General features: G+C 37.2%; 22 protein-coding genes and 1 pseudogene. 7 read left to right on the top strand and 16 right to left on the bottom strand.

Annotated elements, in window-relative coordinates; translation table 11 throughout:
• Positions 1 to 18: 18 nt before the first annotated feature.
• Both ACFX4G_RS06970 and ACFX4G_RS06965 read right to left on the bottom strand, forming a co-directional pair.
• A complete protein-coding gene (locus ACFX4G_RS06970) occupies positions 19 to 2,370 on the bottom strand; it encodes an immune inhibitor A domain-containing protein (protein ID WP_043982429.1) in 2,352 nt (783 codons plus the stop codon).
• A 382-nt stretch (positions 2,371 to 2,752) separates the two neighbouring features.
• Complete coding sequence (locus ACFX4G_RS06965; protein ID WP_013057017.1) at positions 2,753 to 3,049, bottom strand: hypothetical protein; 297 nt, start codon at positions 3,047 to 3,049, stop codon at positions 2,753 to 2,755.
• Between the two features lie 233 nt (positions 3,050 to 3,282).
• Between ACFX4G_RS06965 and ACFX4G_RS06960 the strand changes: the two genes are divergently transcribed.
• Positions 3,283 to 3,876, top strand: coding sequence for an exonuclease domain-containing protein (locus ACFX4G_RS06960; RefSeq protein WP_074895734.1), 594 nt, complete (start codon positions 3,283 to 3,285; stop codon positions 3,874 to 3,876).
• Between the two features lie 236 nt (positions 3,877 to 4,112).
• Here ACFX4G_RS06960 and ACFX4G_RS06955 read toward each other — a convergent pair whose 3' ends face one another.
• The 4 genes from ACFX4G_RS06955 to ACFX4G_RS06940 all read right to left on the bottom strand — a co-directional run bounded on the left by ACFX4G_RS06955 (position 4,113) and on the right by ACFX4G_RS06940 (position 7,341).
• Positions 4,113 to 4,280, bottom strand: a complete 168-nt coding sequence (locus ACFX4G_RS06955; protein WP_162214236.1) for a Fur-regulated basic protein FbpA — start codon at positions 4,278 to 4,280, stop codon at positions 4,113 to 4,115.
• 226 nt (positions 4,281 to 4,506) lie between these two features.
• Positions 4,507 to 6,000, bottom strand: coding sequence for a sodium:solute symporter family protein (locus ACFX4G_RS06950; protein ID WP_377573510.1), 1,494 nt, complete (start codon positions 5,998 to 6,000; stop codon positions 4,507 to 4,509).
• On the bottom strand, positions 6,000 to 6,197 hold the full coding sequence (locus tag ACFX4G_RS06945; RefSeq protein WP_013083119.1) for a DUF3311 domain-containing protein: 198 nt from the start codon (positions 6,195 to 6,197) through the stop codon (positions 6,000 to 6,002). The genes ACFX4G_RS06950 and ACFX4G_RS06945 overlap by 1 nt, the downstream gene beginning before the upstream one ends.
• A 292-nt stretch (positions 6,198 to 6,489) precedes the next feature.
• Positions 6,490 to 7,341: an STAS domain-containing protein gene (locus tag ACFX4G_RS06940; RefSeq protein ID WP_043982424.1), complete on the bottom strand. Its 852-nt coding sequence runs from the start codon at positions 7,339 to 7,341 to the stop codon at positions 6,490 to 6,492.
• 234 nt (positions 7,342 to 7,575) lie between these two features.
• On the opposite strand from ACFX4G_RS06940, the gene ACFX4G_RS06935 reads away from it, so the two are divergent.
• Complete coding sequence (locus tag ACFX4G_RS06935; protein ID WP_377573507.1) at positions 7,576 to 8,106, top strand: PCYCGC motif-containing (lipo)protein; 531 nt, start codon at positions 7,576 to 7,578, stop codon at positions 8,104 to 8,106.
• Positions 8,107 to 8,255: 149 nt separating this feature from the next.
• On the opposite strand, the gene ACFX4G_RS06930 is transcribed toward ACFX4G_RS06935, so the two are convergent.
• Together ACFX4G_RS06930 and ACFX4G_RS06925 are read right to left on the bottom strand one after the other, a co-directional pair.
• Complete coding sequence (locus ACFX4G_RS06930) at positions 8,256 to 9,233, bottom strand: ring-cleaving dioxygenase (RefSeq protein WP_016764075.1); 978 nt, start codon at positions 9,231 to 9,233, stop codon at positions 8,256 to 8,258.
• 252 nt (positions 9,234 to 9,485) lie between these two features.
• Positions 9,486 to 10,046 carry a maltose acetyltransferase domain-containing protein gene (locus tag ACFX4G_RS06925; protein ID WP_043982422.1) on the bottom strand — a complete coding sequence of 187 codons (561 nt, stop codon included), beginning with the start codon at positions 10,044 to 10,046 and terminating at the stop codon, positions 9,486 to 9,488.
• Positions 10,047 to 10,282: 236 nt separating this feature from the next.
• Between ACFX4G_RS06925 and ACFX4G_RS06920 the strand changes: the two genes are divergently transcribed.
• The 3 genes from ACFX4G_RS06920 to ACFX4G_RS06910 all read left to right on the top strand — a co-directional run bounded on the left by ACFX4G_RS06920 (position 10,283) and on the right by ACFX4G_RS06910 (position 11,535).
• Positions 10,283 to 10,639 (top strand): hypothetical protein, encoded by a 357-nt coding sequence (locus tag ACFX4G_RS06920; protein WP_043982420.1) that lies wholly within the window; start codon positions 10,283 to 10,285, stop codon positions 10,637 to 10,639.
• 7 nt (positions 10,640 to 10,646) lie between these two features.
• Positions 10,647 to 11,180 (top strand): PIN domain-containing protein, encoded by a 534-nt coding sequence (locus tag ACFX4G_RS06915; RefSeq protein WP_377573503.1) that lies wholly within the window; start codon positions 10,647 to 10,649, stop codon positions 11,178 to 11,180.
• A gap of 127 nt (positions 11,181 to 11,307) precedes the next feature.
• Positions 11,308 to 11,535 (top strand): hypothetical protein, encoded by a 228-nt coding sequence (locus ACFX4G_RS06910; protein ID WP_080514729.1) that lies wholly within the window; start codon positions 11,308 to 11,310, stop codon positions 11,533 to 11,535.
• 14 nt (positions 11,536 to 11,549) lie between these two features.
• On the opposite strand, the gene ACFX4G_RS06905 is transcribed toward ACFX4G_RS06910, so the two are convergent.
• Both ACFX4G_RS06905 and ACFX4G_RS06900 read right to left on the bottom strand, forming a co-directional pair.
• Positions 11,550 to 12,443: a helix-turn-helix domain-containing protein gene (locus ACFX4G_RS06905; RefSeq protein WP_013083112.1), complete on the bottom strand. Its 894-nt coding sequence runs from the start codon at positions 12,441 to 12,443 to the stop codon at positions 11,550 to 11,552.
• Between the two features lie 194 nt (positions 12,444 to 12,637).
• Complete coding sequence (locus ACFX4G_RS06900) at positions 12,638 to 13,570, bottom strand: alpha/beta hydrolase (protein WP_377573500.1); 933 nt, start codon at positions 13,568 to 13,570, stop codon at positions 12,638 to 12,640.
• A gap of 200 nt (positions 13,571 to 13,770) precedes the next feature.
• On the opposite strand from ACFX4G_RS06900, the gene ACFX4G_RS06895 reads away from it, so the two are divergent.
• The gene (locus tag ACFX4G_RS06895; protein ID WP_025752355.1) at positions 13,771 to 14,046 is read left to right on the top strand and encodes a hypothetical protein; all 276 of its coding nucleotides are present in this window, start codon (positions 13,771 to 13,773) and stop codon (positions 14,044 to 14,046) included.
• 33 nt (positions 14,047 to 14,079) lie between these two features.
• On the opposite strand, the gene ACFX4G_RS06890 is transcribed toward ACFX4G_RS06895, so the two are convergent.
• From ACFX4G_RS06890 to ACFX4G_RS06880, 3 genes are all read right to left on the bottom strand, one after another.
• A complete protein-coding gene (locus ACFX4G_RS06890) occupies positions 14,080 to 14,928 on the bottom strand; it encodes a YihY/virulence factor BrkB family protein (protein WP_162214224.1) in 849 nt (282 codons plus the stop codon).
• Between the two features lie 189 nt (positions 14,929 to 15,117).
• Entirely contained in the window at positions 15,118 to 15,321 is a 204-nt protein-coding gene (locus tag ACFX4G_RS06885; protein WP_013056997.1) for an alpha/beta-type small acid-soluble spore protein, read from the bottom strand.
• Between the two features lie 127 nt (positions 15,322 to 15,448).
• The gene (locus ACFX4G_RS06880) at positions 15,449 to 16,309 is read right to left on the bottom strand and encodes a dimethylarginine dimethylaminohydrolase family protein (protein ID WP_097823449.1); all 861 of its coding nucleotides are present in this window, start codon (positions 16,307 to 16,309) and stop codon (positions 15,449 to 15,451) included.
• 206 nt (positions 16,310 to 16,515) lie between these two features.
• Here ACFX4G_RS06880 and ACFX4G_RS06875 point away from each other — a divergent pair, with 206 nt between their 5' ends.
• Positions 16,516 to 18,687 carry an MMPL family transporter gene (locus ACFX4G_RS06875; RefSeq protein WP_377573497.1) on the top strand — a complete coding sequence of 724 codons (2,172 nt, stop codon included), beginning with the start codon at positions 16,516 to 16,518 and terminating at the stop codon, positions 18,685 to 18,687.
• Positions 18,688 to 18,732: 45 nt separating this feature from the next.
• Here the strand turns inward: ACFX4G_RS06875 and ACFX4G_RS06870 are convergent, their stop codons facing one another.
• From ACFX4G_RS06870 to ACFX4G_RS06860, 3 genes and pseudogenes are all read right to left on the bottom strand, one after another.
• A complete protein-coding gene (locus ACFX4G_RS06870; protein ID WP_013056994.1) occupies positions 18,733 to 19,032 on the bottom strand; it encodes a YxcD family protein in 300 nt (99 codons plus the stop codon).
• A complete protein-coding gene (locus tag ACFX4G_RS06865; protein ID WP_043982395.1) occupies positions 19,020 to 19,475 on the bottom strand; it encodes a hypothetical protein in 456 nt (151 codons plus the stop codon). Before ACFX4G_RS06865 ends, ACFX4G_RS06870 begins: the two co-directional genes overlap by 13 nt.
• A gap of 247 nt (positions 19,476 to 19,722) precedes the next feature.
• Positions 19,723 to 20,239: pseudogene (locus ACFX4G_RS06860) on the bottom strand (DUF3189 family protein).
• Positions 20,240 to 20,414 lie beyond the last annotated feature (175 nt).

Below are 20,414 nucleotides of genomic sequence, written 5' to 3'. Positions count from 1 at the left end.
TTTTTAATACGTCTAATTTTACTTATGAATCCATACAGCACCAGCTGAATTGTCTTTTGCTTCACCAATTACGTCTAATTTTAATCCGTTTTGAGGAAGCAAGCGGCCTGCATCTTTAATTCTTTCATCTAAATACGATTTTTTGTCATTGAAGCTTGTAACTCCATTTGATTCTTTAGATGAAATAGTTCCCCACGTTTTATGAGAATATGACCAAGCAGGTGATTTATCAAATGAGAACGCCGCGTCTGCAATTTGATATCGGCTTGAATTTGCTGTCGTGCTAATCCCATTCACATTAAAGTAAAGAACTTTATGAGCATGTGAATCAACCACACCAAGGAATCCTTCACCCGGATGTTGTCCTACCCAGTTATCAAGATAGCTTTCATCTGCGTACCAAAGCAGCATGCCTGTATTATATTTTGCACCGCGCGCGAATTGAAGTGCTTTATCGCTGCCTGCATAGTTTCTCCACTCAAGGTAATAATAGTTATCTTTATAGCTGATGCCGTTTGTCTTTTCAAATCCATCTAACGTTACTTTTGGCGCTCCTTCAGCATCGTCCGTAAATACCGTTTTTCCATTTACTACTAAACTTGCATTATCAAGTGCAAATCCTTGAAGAGCAAGTCCTCCGTCCGTTACATATTCAAATTGAAGCTTGATTTTTTTACCTTTAAACTGCGTTAAGTCATAGCTTTTATCTTCCCATTTTCCGCCGGAAGTTTCAGCAGAACCGTCTGCATTATTCGCTTTATCACCAATTGTATCTAACAGAACTTTTGAACCGTCAGGAAGAATCGCATTTACATATAAATAATCGTATTCTGCCTCTACTTCATAGAACGCTTTATAATTAAACGTCGCTGTTTTGGCCGCTGTTAAATCAAACTCTGGCGTCGTCATTGTCGTATGCAGATCGTCTCCGCGTTTACTGTAGTAGTAGTTGCTTCCAAACTCAGGCTTAATCCCTTGAACAGCTTTTTTAGGTAAATTAATCTTTACAATACCCGGTCGTTTGGATTTTGTCACGCTTTGATCAACCACGCTCACAGAGCCTGATTTTGTAATGTTTTTGCTGTCGATTTGTTGAATATTTGCCCAGTTTCCACCCATATTTGCTTGGAAAAACTCTTTATTTTGCGGGGAGAAACTTGTCGGTTCTGTTCCAGCTACTTCACCAGCCCAGCTCCCTCCGCTCATAATTGACCAAACGCCTACCGGCTCGCCTTGACCCGTATACTGTGTATCATACTCATCCGGCAAACCTAAATCATGGCCAAATTCATGAGCAAAAACGCCAACTGCTCCGTCTTCTGGTTCAATTGTATAATCATAAGCAGCCATATTTGTTCCAGGAACTTTATACACTTGTCCCAAAGTAGAGCGATGAGACCAAATAGCATCGTTTCCTAGTTTACCTCCACCTGCTTCTTGCCCAGTTCCAGCATGAATGACCATTAAGTGGTCCACTATGCCGTCAGGCTCATTGCGGTTGCCGTCTCCATCGATATCATATTGATCGAACTGATCATAATCTGAAAGGTTAATGCCGCTTTTTGCTGCTGCAGCAAGCGCTTCTTTTACAAGATTACGAGGTCCTTTAGATCCAGGCGCATTATCGTTTCCTCCCACTGGATTGTCTGCTCCGTATTCTTTTGCGTTTCCAGGGACAGTTAACCAGTCAGAAACCGTTCCATCTACTGTGTAACTGCCTCCAGACTGTTCTTCATAATATTGCTTAAACGTTTTAATTTTCTTACCGTTAAATAGCGTAAAGTCTTTCTTTCCAAACATTAATTGCTGATAGTGATTTCGGTTAAAATCTTTTGCATACATGTAACCAGGTTCTTGAACGACATTGTTATGCTTAAAGTCTGCGTATTCGACTAAAAGAACAAGAACTTTATCTTTTCTCACTTGTCCGTTATATTTGGCCTGAGCTGCAGGTTTAACGTTTACCCCGTTCCCCGAATTGTTTCCTTGAGACTTAATATTAGCAAATTCGCCTCGTTGAAACTTTTCTTTTTGTTTTGTTTGCATTTCTTTCGCTTTCAAATCAATTTTGCTAGCTTTATGTCCCTTCATGCTCTCTTTATGTGCATCTTTTTTGTTTATGTAAGAAGTAACGGCTTTCTTCACTTCTTGCGGTGTTGCACTTTGAGAAATAACTCCTTGGTTTTTCAGTGCGTTAGCCAATCTTTCTTCCGGTACTGTATTCATATCAATTGGTGAACTCGGAAGTTCCTCCGATTGTGCGGTTTTAGCTGAAGCCGTACTTCCATTCATAAGTACTGGCCCCACTCCGCTTAATGTAACAGTTGTGGCAAGAAAAGATGTCCCCAAAATCTTTTTCCAGCTTTTCAAGTAAACCCCTCCATTTTAGAATTTTCAAACTATTAGCAAGATTTATTTTATATTCTAAAACTAGGAAGGTCAACTACATTTTACTATATTATTAAAATTTTTTGATTCTAGTAGATAATGTAAAATAGTTTTATAGTATGTAACTAGTTTTCTTTGCCTGACAATTAAAATGTCTGATAAACCCTTCTTACGTATGCAAATTCCATGCCAAATCGATAACCAAAACTAAAAATATATGAAGCGTATTTTTTTAGGGAATTAGAACTATCTTTTCCGTATTACTATTATATAAAAACAAAAAATTCCCCATTATGGATACAGAAAGATAAAAAAATCACTTCCCAATAGACGAGAAGTGATAATCTCTGTATGCAAGTAACTTTTAAGAATGTTCTTTTTGACGCTGCAGCAAGATATGATAGAGCGACATGCTCCAAATAGACATATTGCGCGCTGCGATTTCATAAGGTTTTTCATCAATTTTAAACAAGAAATCCCCTTCATAACTCACGGATTTCCCTTGCTTTTCCAGCTCTTGTTTAACAGCTTCGATCCATTCTACTGCATTCGTATAATGCTTGTTCAAACGAACTTTAATAGTTTGATTCCTGTAATGAATAAAAGATGTAATTCCCCAAAAAATTAAGACAAGAAAAAGTACCATATACAGCAATTGCATGATAACGATCCCCTTCTTCCTTCATTTCATTATTTTCAATGAAGACTTAATTTACATGAGTAAATATTACTATTCTCCTTTCCTATCGTCATCTCCTTTAAAAAAGTGAATTCCTTTTCCTCGTGGGCGTATAAAATAAATCCATGTACGTGCTCCCTCATCTTTTTTACTAACGTTTTCTGTTGAAAAATGATAAGCTAATAGAATGATAAATAGAAAGGGAGGGCGACGAGTTGTCAACTGAACAAGTGAAATTAGCAGCCGTTTTAGACGTTGAAACAACGGGCTTAAGTGCTCAAACATGCGATATTATCGAACTAGCAATTGCTGTTGTTTCTTATGATTCTTCTACCGGAGAAATAATCGACATTGTAGAAGAATATGAAGAATTTAATATGCCTTCAACTCCCATTTTCCCGTATATTACAAACTTAACGGGAATTACAAATGAGATGGTCAAAAATAAAACATTAGACGATAAAAAAGTGGAATCGCTGTTAACTAGCGTTTCGGCTATCATCGCTCATAATGCTTCTTTCGATCGCAGTTTTCTTTTAAAACGGTATCCATCTTTATTTAACCAAAAATGGCACTGCTCTATGCGTGCTGTCAAATGGAAAGAGTACGGCTTTCCTAATAAAAAACTAACAACGCTCCTTGATCATCATAATATTGAGAGAGAGCACGCTCACAGAGCTATGGATGACGTGAAAGGAACCATTGACTTGCTCAGACGGCAAAATCCTAGCGGAGAGCCCTATTTTTCTGAAGTATTAAAAAAAGCAATGAGCAAACCTAAAAAAACAGCGGCCTCCACTCGTTTTTAACTCAGCAAAAAAAGCGCAGCTTCTGCGCTTTTTTTGTTTTTATTTGCAGATTTCTTAAGTGTTGAGTTATATGTTTGAGGAGTATGTTTGGAAACAGCGAGGCTGTAAACGCACCGGTAGAAAAAGAAAAGTGCCTGCTTTCAAGCAAAAAAAGCCGCGGAGGAACAAACTGAACAGCTGGTATTTACACACATATACGAAATCAGCTGAATTTCTAATAATCTGGAAGATTTTAATTATATTTCTCTTATTTTTTGATTTTGAAGATCGTGATGCGTTTGTTCTAGTTCACTTAAATTCAATTCGTACAAATGTCTCCCGTCTTCTGCTTTAAAGTAACCCGATTCAATAATTTGATTCATTAAAAGATCTTTCTTTTGCTCAAATGCTTTTTCAGATGTCATGTTATCATCTCCTTTTTCAAGTGAATATCTTTCATAGAAAAGACGTACACCGCTTGTGGTATACGTCTTGTTGCTTTTCACACTCGTTACCTATGTTCAAAAACAACGCAATCGTTACATTTTATCGAGAAGGCTGCTTATGTCTTGCAGCCATATTGAACATTTTGGTGATGCACTACTTTTATACCCTTCATGGTGTTCTTAAAACGCAATTGGAAAAAGATTTTCACAAAATTTGTTTTTCATCTACTGTCCCGCTTTCAAAATGCGGCTGCGCGGCGATTTTTTTCGTTGCTAAACTGACCACCATTAATACAACTAAATTAATAAACAAAGAAATAACGCCGACATTTGTATCTTTAATGATTTGTGGCAACGCAGGAAACAACGTGCCAAGCGTTGTTTCAGTAATCGTTATATACATCACAGACGCAATGCCGGCAACAATACCTGCACATGCCCCGTATTTAGTCACGATATTGTTTTTCATTAAACTAAAAATAAAAGCAGGAAACAGCTGCGTCACAATGCTGTAGCCCATTAGTAAAAGCGTTACAATCGTATTCCCTCCATGAAGTGTAAAATAGACTGAAACAAGCGCAATGACCGGTACAAAGCATTTAGCCAGTATCGAAATTTGTTTGCCCGTCGCTGAAGGAACAAGAACGCCATAAACGTTTTTGGATAGTGACGTAGAAGCTGCCATCAAAAGCATCGATCCAGGTACAAGTGCTGTTAATAAACCGGCTGCGCCAATAAAGCCGACAATCCACGGGTCAAATGTTTGAATGGAAAGACGAAGCAGTGACAAGTCCGCTTCTGCACCTTGTAGTCCAGGTACCTGCATAAGAGCAGTAAACCCTACAAAAAAGACAAAAAGCAGCATTAACGTATAAATAGGACTTATAATAGAATTCTTTCGAAATACATTCTCGTTTTCAGCTGAATACGTTGCATTAAACGTATGCGGCCACATGTAAAATCCTAATACGGTCAGCATGACTGTAGAAATAAACCACGAAATACTTAGACCTATCTTGGGAAGAGTAAGAAACGTTGGATTTGCTTGATGCACAGCCTCAAACATCGGCTGTAAGCCTCCGTAGTAATGAATCGGCATATATATTCCTAAAAATAAGACAACAATAAAAATCATAATATCTTTAACAATAGCCGTCCACGCGGAGCCATGTATGCCTGATATCATTAAGTAAACCGTTAATGATATGGCTCCAATCCAAATGGCTGCGGTTGAAGAGATAGACCCATAAGAAGCTTCAGATACAATAATACCTAAGCCTTTGAACTGTAAAATAATATAAGGAACAATTGCCAGCACCCCTGCGCATGAAACAACGATGCCGAGAAACGGGCTGTTGTATTTTGAAACAAAAAAATCTGGCTGAGACATAAGCTTATGCTGCTTCGCATATCGCCATATTTGCGGGCCAATCCAATACCCTAACACGTACGCTAAAGAAATATAGGCTAAAATATAAAACGCTGGCCCTCCTTTTCCATATGCCCAAGCGCTTCCTCCTAGAAACGTAAAAGTAGTATAGATTTCACCCGCCATCAAAAAGAAGACAAAAACAGTTCCAAAACCTCTGCCGCCTACGCTCCACTGTTCTAAATCCATTTTTTTGCCCCGCGTAGCTCGAATTCCAAGATAAATAGCTAAAAGTAAAAAACCAAAAATAATAATCAGAGCAGTATTCATTATTTATCTCCTCCTTTAACAGCAGGATCGAGCTTGTACACAATGCCCATAATAAAAGACGTAAGGATTACCCACATAACAATCCAAAAGAGAAAAAAAGGCATCCCTAAAATAAACGGCGTTACTTTGTTAACAAAAGGCAATAAACCTAATATTCCTACAAATGGAAGCAAGCAAAGAAGATAAATTATTTTCATAGAACTCCTCCTTAATCACACGGCTTATCAGTACTTATCTAACACTTTAACTATCTCATTATGTACTTCTCTTATTCTTCTCTTTACACCTCCATTCTTGAGCTAAACGAGACGTTTGGCATAGAAAACAGCCGTTTATTTGTTCCTTAGTATCTTCCATTTGTCCCCATGTGAAAAGGAGTTTGTAAGGCATGCTTACAAGATTTTGAATACAGCAGAATATAGACAAACAAAAAGAAACGGAACTCAGAGTAAAGGTCTCAGTTCCGTTTCGATTTAGCATTTCTATACTTTATTCTTCTTTTTTCTTTACACCAAGCGAAGAGAGAGCTTGTTTTAAATGTCCAAACGTTTCAATTTTATTAAAACTAATTCCTACATTAACAGCCGTCTGAGCCATGTCAGGACTCACTCCTGACATAATCGCATGGATGCCTAGCAGCTGCAAAATGTTAATCAAATCAAAAAATTTGTGAGCAACATACGTATCTACATAATTTACACCCGATAAGTCAATGACTAGATGCCTTATATGTTTTTCTGCACACTTTTTTGGAACAACCTCGATAATAGAATCACCTTTGATTTCATCAATAAGCCCTACTAAAGGCAAGACCGCGATGTGATCTACAATTGGAATGACAGGAAAACTCGTTTCGTCGATTAGCTCTTGCTGAAGACTTATTTTTTGCCTTGTGATTTTATAATACTGTTCGGAGAATTCATTAAGGAGTTTATCAAATGTTGTATGATAAACTTCGCTCCAAGACAGTATATCTTCTTTTGTAATAGATGAATGTATCAGACTATATGTTTTGACATACGTCCAAATAATTTTTCTTGTTTTGCTTAGCGCTTCTACTACTTCGTAAATCGGCGTATCAAATTTAATTCTGCTGTTTACTACTTCCGTCGTCCATTTCACCATACGTTGTTTAAAAATCTTTTGATCGTCAAGAAAGCCGCTCGCAATTGTTTCAATCGTATAAAGATGCTGCTCACGCAGCTTTTTCTCAACTGAAGCATCTGCGTCCTTTGAGTAAATCGATCCTTTAATATTACTTCTTTGGCGCAGCCATTCTTCACTGATAGAGGCTGAATTTTCTAAAATATATTCAAAAAGTCGTTGATTTTGTTCACTCACTACTGTTTAACCTCCGTTCACTTTCTCCTTCTGTCCACTTACTTACAAAACGCACCTTATGATAAATCCATGCTTCATATTTTTTCCTCGTCCATCTCTATCATACACGATAACCGCTTTGCATACTTATAGAGAATTAGATATAAACAAGCAGGTGTTTGATTATCTACATAGATAAACTGCCGTGTATAATGCAGCTATCATTTATTTTCACATGAAAGGATGTTAATTGTATTGAAAAAATCAATTATTTTGTTGGGGATTCTCGCTACAAGTATTGGATTATCCGCTTGTTCAAACAATACAACAACTTCTTCTGCCACAAACTCTTCTGCACATTCAGGTCATGAACATCACAAAGCTGCAGTTGCTGATATTCGCGAAGAGACTCCGGGAGCAGATGTTTTGCCACAGTTTTTGAAGAACCAGCCTAAAGATATGAAACTAGTTTATCTATCCGTTGCTAAAAATCGTGAACTACTTGAAAAAATCCCTTGCTACTGCGGATGTGGCATGGAAGCGAATCACAAAAACAGCTATGACTGCTTTATTTTTAAAAACAAAAGAAACGGAGCAGTTGTCTGGGATGATCACGGAGCAGTTGTCTGGGATGATCATGGAACAAAGTGCGGATTGTGTATAGAAATTGCAGCTAAAGCTATGCTCGACTATAACCGAGGCAAATCAATAAAAGATATCCGCAAAGACATCGATGAAAAATATAAAGAAGGCTATGCCCAACCCACTCCTACTCCTTCCTTGTAGGACATTGGCAGTTTTTAAGCAAACATTCGCGATAGGTATATATATAAGGAGAAGATATCAAAAACACATTCTTTTTTAGCGTTTTGAAAGCTGATTCATCTTTGAAAAAGCAAAAAACACTCAAATAGCTATTTGAGTGTTTTTGTGTATTATTCTTTCACAAACTCTTTTGTACTTCTTACTGTATCAATCGGACGCACGAGCTTCTCAATTTCTGCACGTTTTGGCTCTAAAAAAGGAGGGAGTGATAATTTTTCTCCGAGCGTTTCGTAAGGTTCATCTCCCATAAATCCTGGTCCATCTGTCGCAAATTCAAATAAAATTTGCGGAGCCACTCTTGCATACAACGATTCAAAGAAGTGACGATTCACATAACCAGACGTATGGAAACCGAAGCTTGGCATTCGATTAATCCACTCTTCAAGAGCTTGTCGATTTTCTACGCGAAAAGCAACGTGATGAACAGTTCCAAAACCTTGCTGAGCCTGCGGAAGTTTTTCATTGTGTTCTACTACTACTTGCGCACCGTTTCCTCCTTCTCCTACTTCGAATAGGTGAAGGTCTCCTTCTTGAGCAATCTCTTTAAATAAAAGGACTTTTTCCATCATTTCTTTAAAGTAATTAAACTCGGCAATACGAATAAAGATAGGACCAAGTCCTGTAATAGCGTATTGAAGAGGGACAGGGCCTTTTTGCCAAGGAGTGCCTGATTCAACTCCTTGATTTCCTTCATCGGAAATTAACTGATACTGCTGATCATCAAAATCAACAAACGAAAGCGTCTTTTTCCCAAATAGCTCTTGAATCCCCGTATGATTTACTTCTAAGCGATCAAAGCGCTTTACCCAATAGTCTAAAGCCGCATCATTTGGAACGCGGAAAGATGTTTTTGAAATTTCATTTGTTCCGTGAAAACCTTTTGGAATACCTGGAAAATCAAAAAAGGTCATGTCCGTTCCGGCGCTGCCTTTATCATCTGCAAAAAACAAATGATACGTTTGAATATCATCTTGATTGACCGTTTTTTTAACTAAGCGCATGCCTAACACATATGTGAAAAATTCATAATTCTTTTCTGCACTGCTTGTAATAGCCGTTACGTGGTGTATTCCTTTTAAGTGGTTCATTCTACATTCCTCCGGATAAATCGTCTAGTTTATCATTTATTATTATTATTTATCTTTAATTTGAATATCTTTAATTAAAGATAATATACCATGATTAATTTTCCTTTGTCAATAAAGTATGGATGATCTCGGAAGGAAATATGTATATTTTTACATTTAACCAAAACATTATAAATGAGGACGAGCCAAATCGGCAATAAAACATCGTATAAACAAAGAGCTTTTACAATTCAAAAGCTCTTTGTTTATTCTTTAATTTTCAATATGCTTGATTATAATTGCAGGATTGCCTCCGACTACCACGTTATCAGGAACATTTTTTGTCACAACGGCACCCGAAGCAATTACCGCATTGTTGCCTATTTTCACTCCAGGATTAATAACGGCTCTCCCCCCAATCCAGACGTTATTTCCTATTTCTACGCGTTTTCCAAACTCAGCTCCTGAAATTCTTTCAAGAGCATGCAAAGGATGAGTTGCTGTATAGATATGTACACCTGGTGCAAGAAAACAATTATCTCCTATTCTTATTTCACATACATCTAAAAGTACGCAATCAAAGTTAGCATAAAAATTTTCTCCAACATGAATGTTAGAACCGTAGTCACAGCGGAAAGTAGGCTCTATGCAAAGAGAATTTCCCGTAGACCCAAACAGTTCTTTTAATAAGTTTGTACGTCTTTCTTCTTCCCTTTCTGTTGTTTGGTTATAAAGCCTTGTTAATCTTCGAGCGTTTTCACGTTCTTTTATTAATTGCGGATCAGCGGAAAGGTATAATTCTCCATCCAGCATTTTTTGTTTTTCTGTTTTCATTTTGCATCCCCTTTTTTGTAGTTCCTTCTCTAACCGATACTGATTTATTCTCTTACACGATATCATGTTTTTAAACCTTTGTCCGGTATTCGCTGAGATTATAACCCCCCCAGGCAAACATTAGTTAATTTAATAACTCCCGGAAGCTAATTTTTTAATCTTTTTATATAAAAGGAATAGTAAGAGAAAACTTCATCACATATACTATATAAATTTATATAAAAGGCAGGGATATCATGAAAGCACAGCGCTTGGTAGATAACCAAAAAGGAACATACAGCAAGGAAGTTCAGAAGCACTTTAACCTAAAAATAAATGGGAAAATTTATACGCAACCCTCGCCGCAATTACCTCCCTCAACCCCTATGCAGAAGAAAAATCTTAAATACAAACCTCAAAATAAAGTTCTACGCACGTACGATAAAAAAGATAAAACATTAAATGACACACAAGAAAAGCTCATAAAATCTGCAAAAACTAGATTAACTAAATATGAAAAGCTTCTATTAAGCAATGAGCTTTCAGAATCTGCGGCTCTTTACTCACCTTTTGGGTTAGAAGAGCTGGTACGAATGGCTAGTAGAGAGGAGTGAACGATTTGTGTTGGGTGAAAAAGTAATCATTGATACAAACATTTGGGCTTCACATGCGCTTAATTATCCAGAAGTTGTAGAATATATTAATGAACTTATTTCAAATAATGCGGAATTTTTAATGCCTACCGTTGTACAAATGGAACTTCTGTCGCATTGGGAAGTAGAAACAAATCCTCAAGTCAAAGCAGTAAAAAATCATTATATTTACGATATGACAGATAAGATTGTGGACGTTACAAGTGAAATTGCGCAGCTAGCAGCTCAAATTCGCAGAAAAGCTAAAATAAAATCCAATAAAAAAATTAAAGGCCCAGATGCGATGATTGCCGCATCTGCTTTTATACATAATGCAAAACTGATTTCTAACAATAATAAAGATTTTGCTTGGATTACATTTAATTTCAGCTATCGAGGTCAACCATTATCTTATGTAAATCCTATTAAAGATACGATTGCTTATGCTTCTTTTATTAAAAGCTTTGAACATCCCACCCTTCCCGATGCTGATAACTTACAAGAAAACGAGAAGGAAAGCTAATTTGCTTTTATTTTCAAAATAATCCTCGTCTCCCCCCTTTTTCAAATTAAAAGTTTGACGGGTACATACTCCAATTCTTTCTATAATGAATACAGTAAAAAGCATAAAAACTTAGGCGGTGAAAAGAGTGAATTATCAATATTACCCGGAACAACCTTTAGAAGAGTATCAATATGGCTATGATTATTATTCAAATCCCCAAGAAGCTGACGAAAGATTCCCTTATGGTTATTATCCATATCCTCGCCCTCGTCCATTTTATCCTTACCCTTATCCTCGCCCCATTTATTACCACCCCCCTTACTTTTACCCTCGTCCTCGTCCATTTTACCCACACCCAGTGTATTGGAGATAAAAAAAGAAGAGCGATCAGCTCTTCTTTTTTGTTTCTTGATATTTAGACATCTCTTCTTGAATAATGGTCACAAAAGCTTCATTTTGTTCAATTTCAAAAACAGTAATAGCTTTTTCTAGGTAGGCTATTCCTTCTTTAAGCTCACCAAGCTGACAGAGTGCTTCTCCAATTTGATAGTGCAGTTCTCCTAATAAATAAAGCGTCTCATGCTGAATACACAGCTCTAGTCCTGCTTGTGCATATTTAACCGATTTTTCATAACGTTCCATTTGCAAAAGCGCACGCGATAATCCATATAAAATTCGAATTTTAACAAGAGGATCTTTTAACTTAGGAAGCAAAGCAATATGCTGCAACCCTTCCATAAACGTACTGAACGCTTTTTTTAAATGACCTTCTTCTTCATAAATAATGGCAATACTATTTAAAATAGCAATCTCTTTTTCTGAATAAAACTGTTCGCTCGTACGCGTGAACGCAATAGCTTTTTCCAATTTACGAAGCGCTTGTTCAAATTTATTTCCAATATAATAATCACATATGGCTTCGTGCCATAGGAAAAATTGTGCATGAAAAGGATCTTGAAACATAGGATTATCTTTTTCTTTGTTCACCATATGTAACACGGTTTCATAATCGCGTTTTCGTATATAATGCCTAATGGTCGATTTAATTTCTTTTGAATAATCGTTGGGCGTTAGCTCTCCTGCTTCAAAGAAATAATTCATCGGAACCCCTAAGCGTTTCGATAAATGATAGAGAACTTCACTGCTTGCATGAATTTCACCTTGTTCAAATCGATGTAGCTCTTCTTCAGTACAAATTCCTTCTGATAACTCGACAGTTGTCATTTCCGCAATCTTTCGCAGATCTTGAATCAGCTGACCTACTTGTTTTTTATCATTCAAAAAATCACCTTACTTAATGTAAATAAATGTTTTTATCCTACTTTTCTACTATACTCCAAACAAAATGACTTTAAAAGAGATAATGGGCTATTTTTTGAAACTCTTGTCAATCTTTTCTCCGTATCAATAAAGAAAAACAGCACATCAATGTGCTGTTTTTCTCAAGTTTATATAATTTATGACACTACATATCCTTAAATGGAATCAAATACTTGACGCAGTTGAGCTGCGCTTTTATTGATCGCCTGCTGAGCGAGTGGGACAAATTCATGAAACCCTAAAAACCCGTGAATCATTGTTTCATAATTTTCATAGGTGACGGGGACACCGTGATTTTTTAATGCGTCCGCGTAGTCTTTTCCGCTATCTCTTAGAGGATCATATTGTGCTGTAATAATGGTAGCGCTTGGTAGACTCGATAAATCTTCTAGTAATACCGGAGCGTTGTAGGGATGCTGTTCTTCTTCTTTATTATTTAAGTACTGAAGGCGAAACCAATCCATAAGATCTTTTGAAAGAAGATATCCTTCGGCGTTTTCTTTCATAGAGGCAGGGTGCTGATTTTTAAATCCTACAGACGGATAAATAAGCAGCTGATGAACAATGGATGGACCTTGTCTTTCTTTTGCTAAAATGCTTACAACCGCAGCAAGATTGCCACCGGCACTGTCGCCCCCGACGGCAATTTTGTTTGAATCGATATTTAATTGAGACGCATGAGCTGAAATCCAATCCAAGGCGTCATAGGCATCGTTTACTGCAGCGGGAAATTTATCTTCAGGAGCAAGACGGTAATCAACAGACACTACAATACAGTTTGTTTCATTTGCATACGACCTGCATATGGAGTCATGAGTATCCAGGCTGCCTAATACCCAGCCTCCTCCATGATAATAAACAAGAGCGGGAAATGGCCCTGTTCCTTCAGGTTCATACACTCGTATAGTGAGCGTATGTTCATTTAATTCAATTTCTTTATTATATAATTTTTTAACCGCTTCTTTAGAAGGAATTAAAGACATCTTTTCCATTTCTCTCAGCTGCGGAGGTGTAACGTCCTCTAAAGCAGGACGGGGCATCTCATTATATTGATTTAGAAATATTTGAATATGCGGATCTAACGGCATTCTTCTTCTCTCTCCTTTCAGGGTAACTCTATATGTAATGATGAATGAAATTTCAGAAAAAATCCAATATATTGTCTTCTCGGCAGACTTTTGTTTGTTTTGATTAAAAATGGGTATAACAATTAAATAAAGAGGATGATATTCGTATATATTTTATTCTCACCTATATAAATATAAATACGTACAAAGGAGGCACACCGATGATTATTGTTTATATAAGCTTAGCTGTTGTTTTGGCATCACTTGCGTATCTTATTTACGCAGGCGTATCATTTAATAAAAAAATCAAGCCAACTGTGAACTCTGTAAATGCCACTTCTCAACATCTTCAAAACGAAACTGATCATATCAAAGAAAAAACAAATCATTTAAAAGTAACACAAGCAGCGATTAAAACCGATGTACAGTACAAAAAAGATTCGGTCAAATATACAGCCAACTCATTTAAACAGCTTGTGAATAGCTTTAAACGTTAAAAAAGGAAACCTCTATAAAGGTTTCCTTTTTTATTACATCGCCTGAGACGTATCTTTAGGAGGCACAGCCGTTTTGTTTCGGTGATAAATAGCGTTAATCTCTCCTCCAATAACGAGAATTAACCCCGTTAAAAATAGCCAAAGCATCAGAACAATCACGCCTCCCAAGCTTCCATAAGTAGCAGAATAATTGCCAAAGTTGCTTACGTAAAATGAGAACCCTAAAGATGTCAGCTGCCATAACAGCGTAGCAGCGAGCGCTCCGGGCCATACATGGGCAAAAGGAAATGTTTTATTTGGCGCTAATCTGTATAATACGGATAAAACAAGTACCATAATGCCGACACCGATAATCCAGCGCAGAATATTTAAAACCACTGTTGTACCTGAAGGAAGAGAAAACCATTCACTTATCCAATTTAACAAAACCCCTCCGAACACTGGTAAAAGAAGCGATACAACAATTGTTACAATTAATCCAATTGTTAAAAGAATGGACAAGCCTCTTACTTTAATAAACGAGCGCTGTTCTTTCACGTCGTAGGCTTGGTTCATTGCACGAATAAAGGCGTTCATACCGTTTGAAGCAGACCAAATGGTTCCTAAAATCCCTACAGTCAGTAGTCCGCCGTTTGGTTGGCTTACAAATTGAGCTACGTTATCTTTAAAGATTGCAGCCGTTTCTCCCGGCATAACGCTTTGAAGGACATCGATTGCCTCTTCCGGTTTAATAGATAGATACGGAACAATCGATATCAGTAAAATAAGCATAGGGAATAATGATAGCATATAATAATAGGCTTGCTCAGCCGCTAGTCCCGTTGCTTGGTCTTCTTGAATTTCTTTACCAAGACTTTTTCCAAATGATAATAGCTTTTTCATGATAAACCTCTACTTTCTCTTTTTTTGTTCTTTTCCCATTTTATGCACTTTTCAACCTTGAAAGTGGAGAATTTCAAGCAAAATCTCAAATCAAACGACCAAGAGAAAGTAGAAAGATATTTCCTACACAAAAAAAGTTCCAGCTCAAAAGAGCCAGAACTTTTCATCAGAGTGTTTATGTAGAGAAGACTAGCGAATGTGTCCTTGTGCACCACTTAATTGCTGTTGCGCCATTGCAACAAGATGCTTCGTCATTTCTCCACCAACAGAACCATTTGCACGAGCTGTTTGCTCAGCGCCAAGCTGAACGTTAAGTCTTCCCGCGATTTCCGTTTTTAGCTGATCAAGAAGCTGTTCAGCACCTTGAACTAAAATAGGATTACGATTTGCCATGTTTATCACTCCTTTCCTTCAACAGCTTATATAGGTTAATGTTCCTTTCACTTGAAATTTTATACAACATCCCTCAAAAAAAAGATCCCTGGCTATCGCCGAGATCTTTTTTTCTTTTTAAGCTTTTTTACACTCGTTCAAGAGGCATTGTGCAGCAGCGGAAAGAACCGCCCGACTTAATAATTTCAGATATATCAACTTCAATTACTTTATAGCCCCGTTTCCTTAACTCTTCATTCACTTCTGTATTCATTGGCAAGCTGATCACCCGCTGATTACCGATTGATAATACATTGGTTCCCATCGTAAACTGCTCTTCTTTTGTTACTTCAATTAAGTCATATTTCATGCGAAGTAAATTTAATTCTTTCTCATGTAAAGCGGGTGAAAATACGAGCGCTTCTGTAGGTGATAAAATATTTAAAACACAATCAAGGTGAAGATAAGACCGATCAATAGGAATCGGAACAACCTCATAGGCTGGAAGCAGCTCTTGGATATGCTCCACACCTTCTTTACTTGTACGGTCGCTGAGCGCAATAAAAATAGCTTGTCCATCAATCAGCACATCTCCTCCTTCAATAGGATGGTCTAGTACCTGATGGAAAGGAATATCTTGCTGCTGCAGCCAATCGGCTAGCACTTGTTCTTCTCCACTTCGAATCTCGCTGCCCATTTTCGTGACAATAACGGTGTCTCCGAGCGTATAGCCAATATCCCGCGTAAATACTTGTTCTGGAAATGGCTCTTGTGCAGATAGCCCGATGACTTCCACTCCTTCTTTTTGAAGGCATTCAACAAATTGACGGTGTTGCTTTGAAGCCAAGCTCTCATCAATATTTTCATCCGCATAGTGCTTTTGTGTTTCATTAATAATTTCTTCAATTTTCATATATGTAGGTGGGCAAACGACCACACGTTTTAATGTATCATACTCATTTTCACACCCATAACTATTCGTCATTTTAGCTGGCTGTTTCATTTGCATCTTTCTAATCCCCCTTCGTGCATTTATGTACAGTGTTCCCTAAATTACCCGAAACATAAACACGATTTTGCTGAGGAAGCACCCCTGCGCATCTATCTAAAAAGCTTTTTCAGGCAAGAAAAACAAAAAAACACAATACTTCTTCTAATTACAATAACTGTTAGTATAAAATAGTCTAGTAACTGTACAAAAAATTGGAGGTTAATATGAATAAAGTAGCGAACGCATTATATGCGAGCAGGAAAATTTTATTAGTACTATGGATAATCCTAATTATCGGATTTGGCTTTTATGCGGCTAAGCTTCCTTCTGTGCTGGGAGGAAACGGATTTGAAGTGAAAGGAATGTATAAAGATACCGAGCAGCTTTTAGTTGATAAATTTGACGTTAGCGAAGCTCAGATCATCGTTTTGTTTGAAAAAAAAGACGGAGTTTCTGACTCGAAATTCCAGCAAACGATCGCTCAGTATATGCAAAAAGCAAAGGGAAAATCAGACGCGTCGAAAGTCGACATGCCAACGGCTTCTAACAAGATGATAAAAGGAAGCACAGCGTATGGAATTATCCATTTTAATCACGATGATGGCACGATGGATAAACGAGTGGAAAAGATCAGGACTCTTTCAGCTGAAGAAAAAGAAATGAGTGTAAAATTAACCGGTGGTCCTATTATTGAAAAAGATATGAATACAGCAAGCCAAGCTGATTTAGCAAAAGCGGAAGCCATTGGTATTCCTGTTGCTTTAGTTGTGCTTCTTCTAGCTTTTGGCGGCGTGGTAGCCGCTGCAATCCCTCTTATGATAGGAATTGTAACCGTCGTTACCACCATGGGCGTTGTCTATTTCTTTCATCCGTACACAGAGCTGTCCATCTTTATTTTAAATGTGATTCCAATGATTGGATTAGCTCTTAGTATTGACTTTGCCCTTTTATTTATTAATCGCTTTAAAGAAGAAATTCAAACAAAATCGGTAGAACAAGCAATCAAAATTACCATTCAAACAGCGGGACGCTCGGTCATCTTCTCGGGATTATGCGTATTTATTGGATTAGCGGGAATGCTGTTTATTCAAGTGGATATTTTCCAAAACGTCGCTCTTGGAGGAATGGCTGTTGTTTTTATTGCTGTGTTTTCAGCTCTTACGCTTCTTCCTTCCATACTGGCTATATTAGGTACACGCATTAATCGTTTACGCATCTTAAAAGTCAGCGAACAAGGCGGTCAGTCTAGGTGGCGTTCATTCGCTACATTTGTCATGAAAAAGCCTGTAACTATGACGATTGTTTCTCTTATCATTTTGTTAGTAGCACTTATTCCCGTTCGAGACATGCATCTAGAAATACCGTCTTCAGAAGCGCTCCCAACAAAATACGAGTCTCGTCAAGCTTTTGACACGTATAACGATACGTTTATAAATAAAAACACGGCAGACGTTTATTTTGTGCTAGAAGCTAAGCAAGATATGCTAAATGAAAAGCCTTTAACAAATGCCTTTACTTTTATAAAACAATTAAAAGAAGATTCGTTAGTTAAGCAAGTCGATTCTATTTCTACCGCTTTAAACGTAAAATCAAGTGACCAGCTTCAAGCTATGCTGGAAAACCCGCAGATAAGTGCACAGACAAAGCCAGCTGTAGATTCGTTCATTAACGGACATTATATGCTCATAAAAGCTACGCTAGATACAGACCAAAATTCAGATCAAGCAAAAGATTTTGTTCGAAAATGGAAAGACAAACGGTCACCTTTCACCGTTCATATTGGCGGCTATCCAAAATTCGAACAGGAAATATTCGATGAAATTTATGAGAAAGCTCCATATGGTTTGGCTCTTGTTTTATTTTCAACGTATGTCATTTTAATGATTGCTTTTCGTTCTGTCCTCATTCCTTTAAAGGCTATCATTATGAATATTTTAAGCTTAACAGCTACGTTTGGTTTACTTGTATGGCTGTTTCAAAATGGACATGTAGGTCTTACCGAATCTAATATTGCTTTAGTACTGCCGGTCTTTGTTTTCGGCCTTGTATTTGGGCTTAGCATGGACTATGAAGTCTTTTTAATTTCGCGCATTCACGAAGTGTATCATCAAACCCGCGATAATAATGTGGCAACGGTAGAAGGCCTAGCTTCCACTAGTAAAATCATTACGAGCGCTGCTTTAATTATGATTGTAATTACAGGGGCCTTTGCTTTTACAGACGTAACGCCTGTTAAACAAATGGGTGTAGGAATTGCTTTAGCTATATTTATCGACGCAACGATTGTCAGAATGCTTCTTGTCCCTTCTCTTATGAAATTGCTTGGAGATGCCAACTGGTGGTTTTTCACTAAAAAACGCGATAAGTCCAGTTCCAACGAACAGTTAAAATCATAATAAAAAAACCCGCTCACTTGAGCGGGTTTTGCATTGAAGGCTTCTTTATCGACTTAATTTTGCAAAAGCGATAATGCCTTCTTCATCGTCTAATTCCAGTTCTAGTCCTGCTGCGTATGGGTCTACGTTCATTTCCGTATCCAGCCAAAAGCGCAGGGCTTCAATAATGTTCAAAGTAATATGAACCTGCTTACGATCATGCACGTATGACTCTGCTGAAAAACCGTAGTCATCATCATACATTAGCTCAATCTCTACTTCTTGAGGCTGAACTTGTTTCTTTTCTGCGATATACAAACACATCGCATTGATAATATCTTGTTCAGAAATTTTTATTGTCTCCAAGATTTCACTTCCTCATTTTTACGCTTGTTGCTACGTACGCTTTGGAATAACTTTACTACAAGAAGAATTAAAGCTACAATCACGAGCATGTTTACCATAAAGCCTAAAATTGGTCCTAATGGTCCTAAGCTTGATAGTAAGCTTCCGAATAATAAGCCCGCAATTCCTCCCATTAAAAGACCTTTCATTAAGCCGCCGCGCTTTGAGCTAGCCGCTGTACTTTTAGATGATGAGTTTTTAGACGTATTGTTTTGCTTAACTGAATTATTGTTATTGTTTTTAAATAAGCTTGATTGGTTATTGCTTCCGCTGTCAAAAGAGCGCTTTCCTGACTTATACCCTTTTGCGCTTGCTACGTTTGAACCGTCATGAATAAGTGATCCACCGACTGGTGAAAACACAACCGCTAATGCGATAAATGCGGCCAATAATTTTTTTACCATTGTTTTCCCTCCACTAAATGACTAACGTCACATATGTTTTTTCATATATGATTTCCATATATGTTCCTACGTTTCATCATACCAAAAGGTTTCACTTTTTTATATAAAAATGCATCAAGCTCCATCAAATGTTCACAGGATTAAACATTTGTACGTATTTCGTGCTTATATAACATCAGTTAAGTATAAATCAAAGGCATTCATAAAACTAACAAAGGTCCTTCATCTTTATTATATATAGCTTATTTTACACTTCGCCGAAAACATTATCTAAAATTTCTATTTTTGAGGTAGTGACTTTTGCAGAATTCTTTGTTTGCTCCACTAATTTAATAATGTCTTTATGGGCCTGCTTAGCACCTATTATTAATAATTAATAAAGGAACACCTATTACATTAATCTTTAACCTTCTTGAAAACAAACCTCCTAGTGTCATAGATAAGGGTACGGTGGGAGATGTATTGGAAAAAAGTATTTTCGTTTGTAATTCTCCTTTTTTATTTAGCAAATTGGCTAACTCATACATAGCAGGAACTACTACTTTTGAAGACCCTCTCCCTAATGTATATACTTCATTTTTTTCTTCATCATATCCATGAAAAATTAACTTCCCCATATCCTTAGAAGTCAATTTATTAAAAACATCAATATTTAATATTTCTTTATCAGTTGGTTCTCTATTAGCAGGGAGCTTTTTCAGATGGTAAGCAGCTGCCAATGCTGATGAATGTGTGCCTCCGTAGCAGTTATAAATATAAATCATCTTGTCATCTCCTAAATAACTAACTCTCCTTTCATTATGATCAAAATTTCTCTGCTCCATTCTTAGATTTCCCAGAAGAAATTCTGTTCTTTCCCTATTAAAACCCGTACAAAAAACATCCTGGAATACAATTGTTACACTCCATTCTTTACGTCCCACAACTACTTCCCTCTTG

The sequence above is a fragment of the Priestia sp. YIM B13486 genome (genome assembly GCF_042787865.1).
Lineage (GTDB): Bacteria > Bacillota > Bacilli > Bacillales > Bacillaceae_H > Priestia > Priestia megaterium.
This window is presented reverse-complemented; position numbering and strand designations above follow the sequence as displayed.

Excerpts from the sequence above, each read along its gene's own strand:
- ACFX4G_RS06965 (WP_013057017.1), bottom strand. The coding sequence starts at position 3,049 with ATGCAATTGCTGTATATGGTACTTTTTCTTGTCTTAATTTTTTGGGGA.
- ACFX4G_RS06955 (WP_162214236.1), bottom strand. The coding sequence starts at position 4,280 with ATGACATCTGAAAAAGCATTTGAGCAAAAGAAAGATCTTTTAATGAAT.
- ACFX4G_RS06950 (WP_377573510.1), bottom strand. The coding sequence starts at position 6,000 with ATGAATACTGCTCTGATTATTATTTTTGGTTTTTTACTTTTAGCTATT.
- ACFX4G_RS06945 (WP_013083119.1), bottom strand. The coding sequence starts at position 6,197 with ATGAAAATAATTTATCTTCTTTGCTTGCTTCCATTTGTAGGAATATTA.
- ACFX4G_RS06930 (WP_016764075.1), bottom strand. The coding sequence starts at position 9,233 with ATGAACCACTTAAAAGGAATACACCACGTAACGGCTATTACAAGCAGT.
- ACFX4G_RS06925 (WP_043982422.1), bottom strand. The coding sequence starts at position 10,046 with ATGAAAACAGAAAAACAAAAAATGCTGGATGGAGAATTATACCTTTCC.
- ACFX4G_RS06920 (WP_043982420.1), top strand. The coding sequence starts at position 10,283 with ATGAAAGCACAGCGCTTGGTAGATAACCAAAAAGGAACATACAGCAAG.
- ACFX4G_RS06900 (WP_377573500.1), bottom strand. The coding sequence starts at position 13,570 with ATGCCGTTAGATCCGCATATTCAAATATTTCTAAATCAATATAATGAG.
- ACFX4G_RS06895 (WP_025752355.1), top strand. The coding sequence starts at position 13,771 with ATGATTATTGTTTATATAAGCTTAGCTGTTGTTTTGGCATCACTTGCG.
- ACFX4G_RS06890 (WP_162214224.1), bottom strand. The coding sequence starts at position 14,928 with ATGAAAAAGCTATTATCATTTGGAAAAAGTCTTGGTAAAGAAATTCAA.
- ACFX4G_RS06885 (WP_013056997.1), bottom strand. The coding sequence starts at position 15,321 with ATGGCAAATCGTAATCCTATTTTAGTTCAAGGTGCTGAACAGCTTCTT.
- ACFX4G_RS06880 (WP_097823449.1), bottom strand. The coding sequence starts at position 16,309 with ATGCAAATGAAACAGCCAGCTAAAATGACGAATAGTTATGGGTGTGAA.
- ACFX4G_RS06875 (WP_377573497.1), top strand. The coding sequence starts at position 16,516 with ATGAATAAAGTAGCGAACGCATTATATGCGAGCAGGAAAATTTTATTA.
- ACFX4G_RS06865 (WP_043982395.1), bottom strand. The coding sequence starts at position 19,475 with ATGGTAAAAAAATTATTGGCCGCATTTATCGCATTAGCGGTTGTGTTT.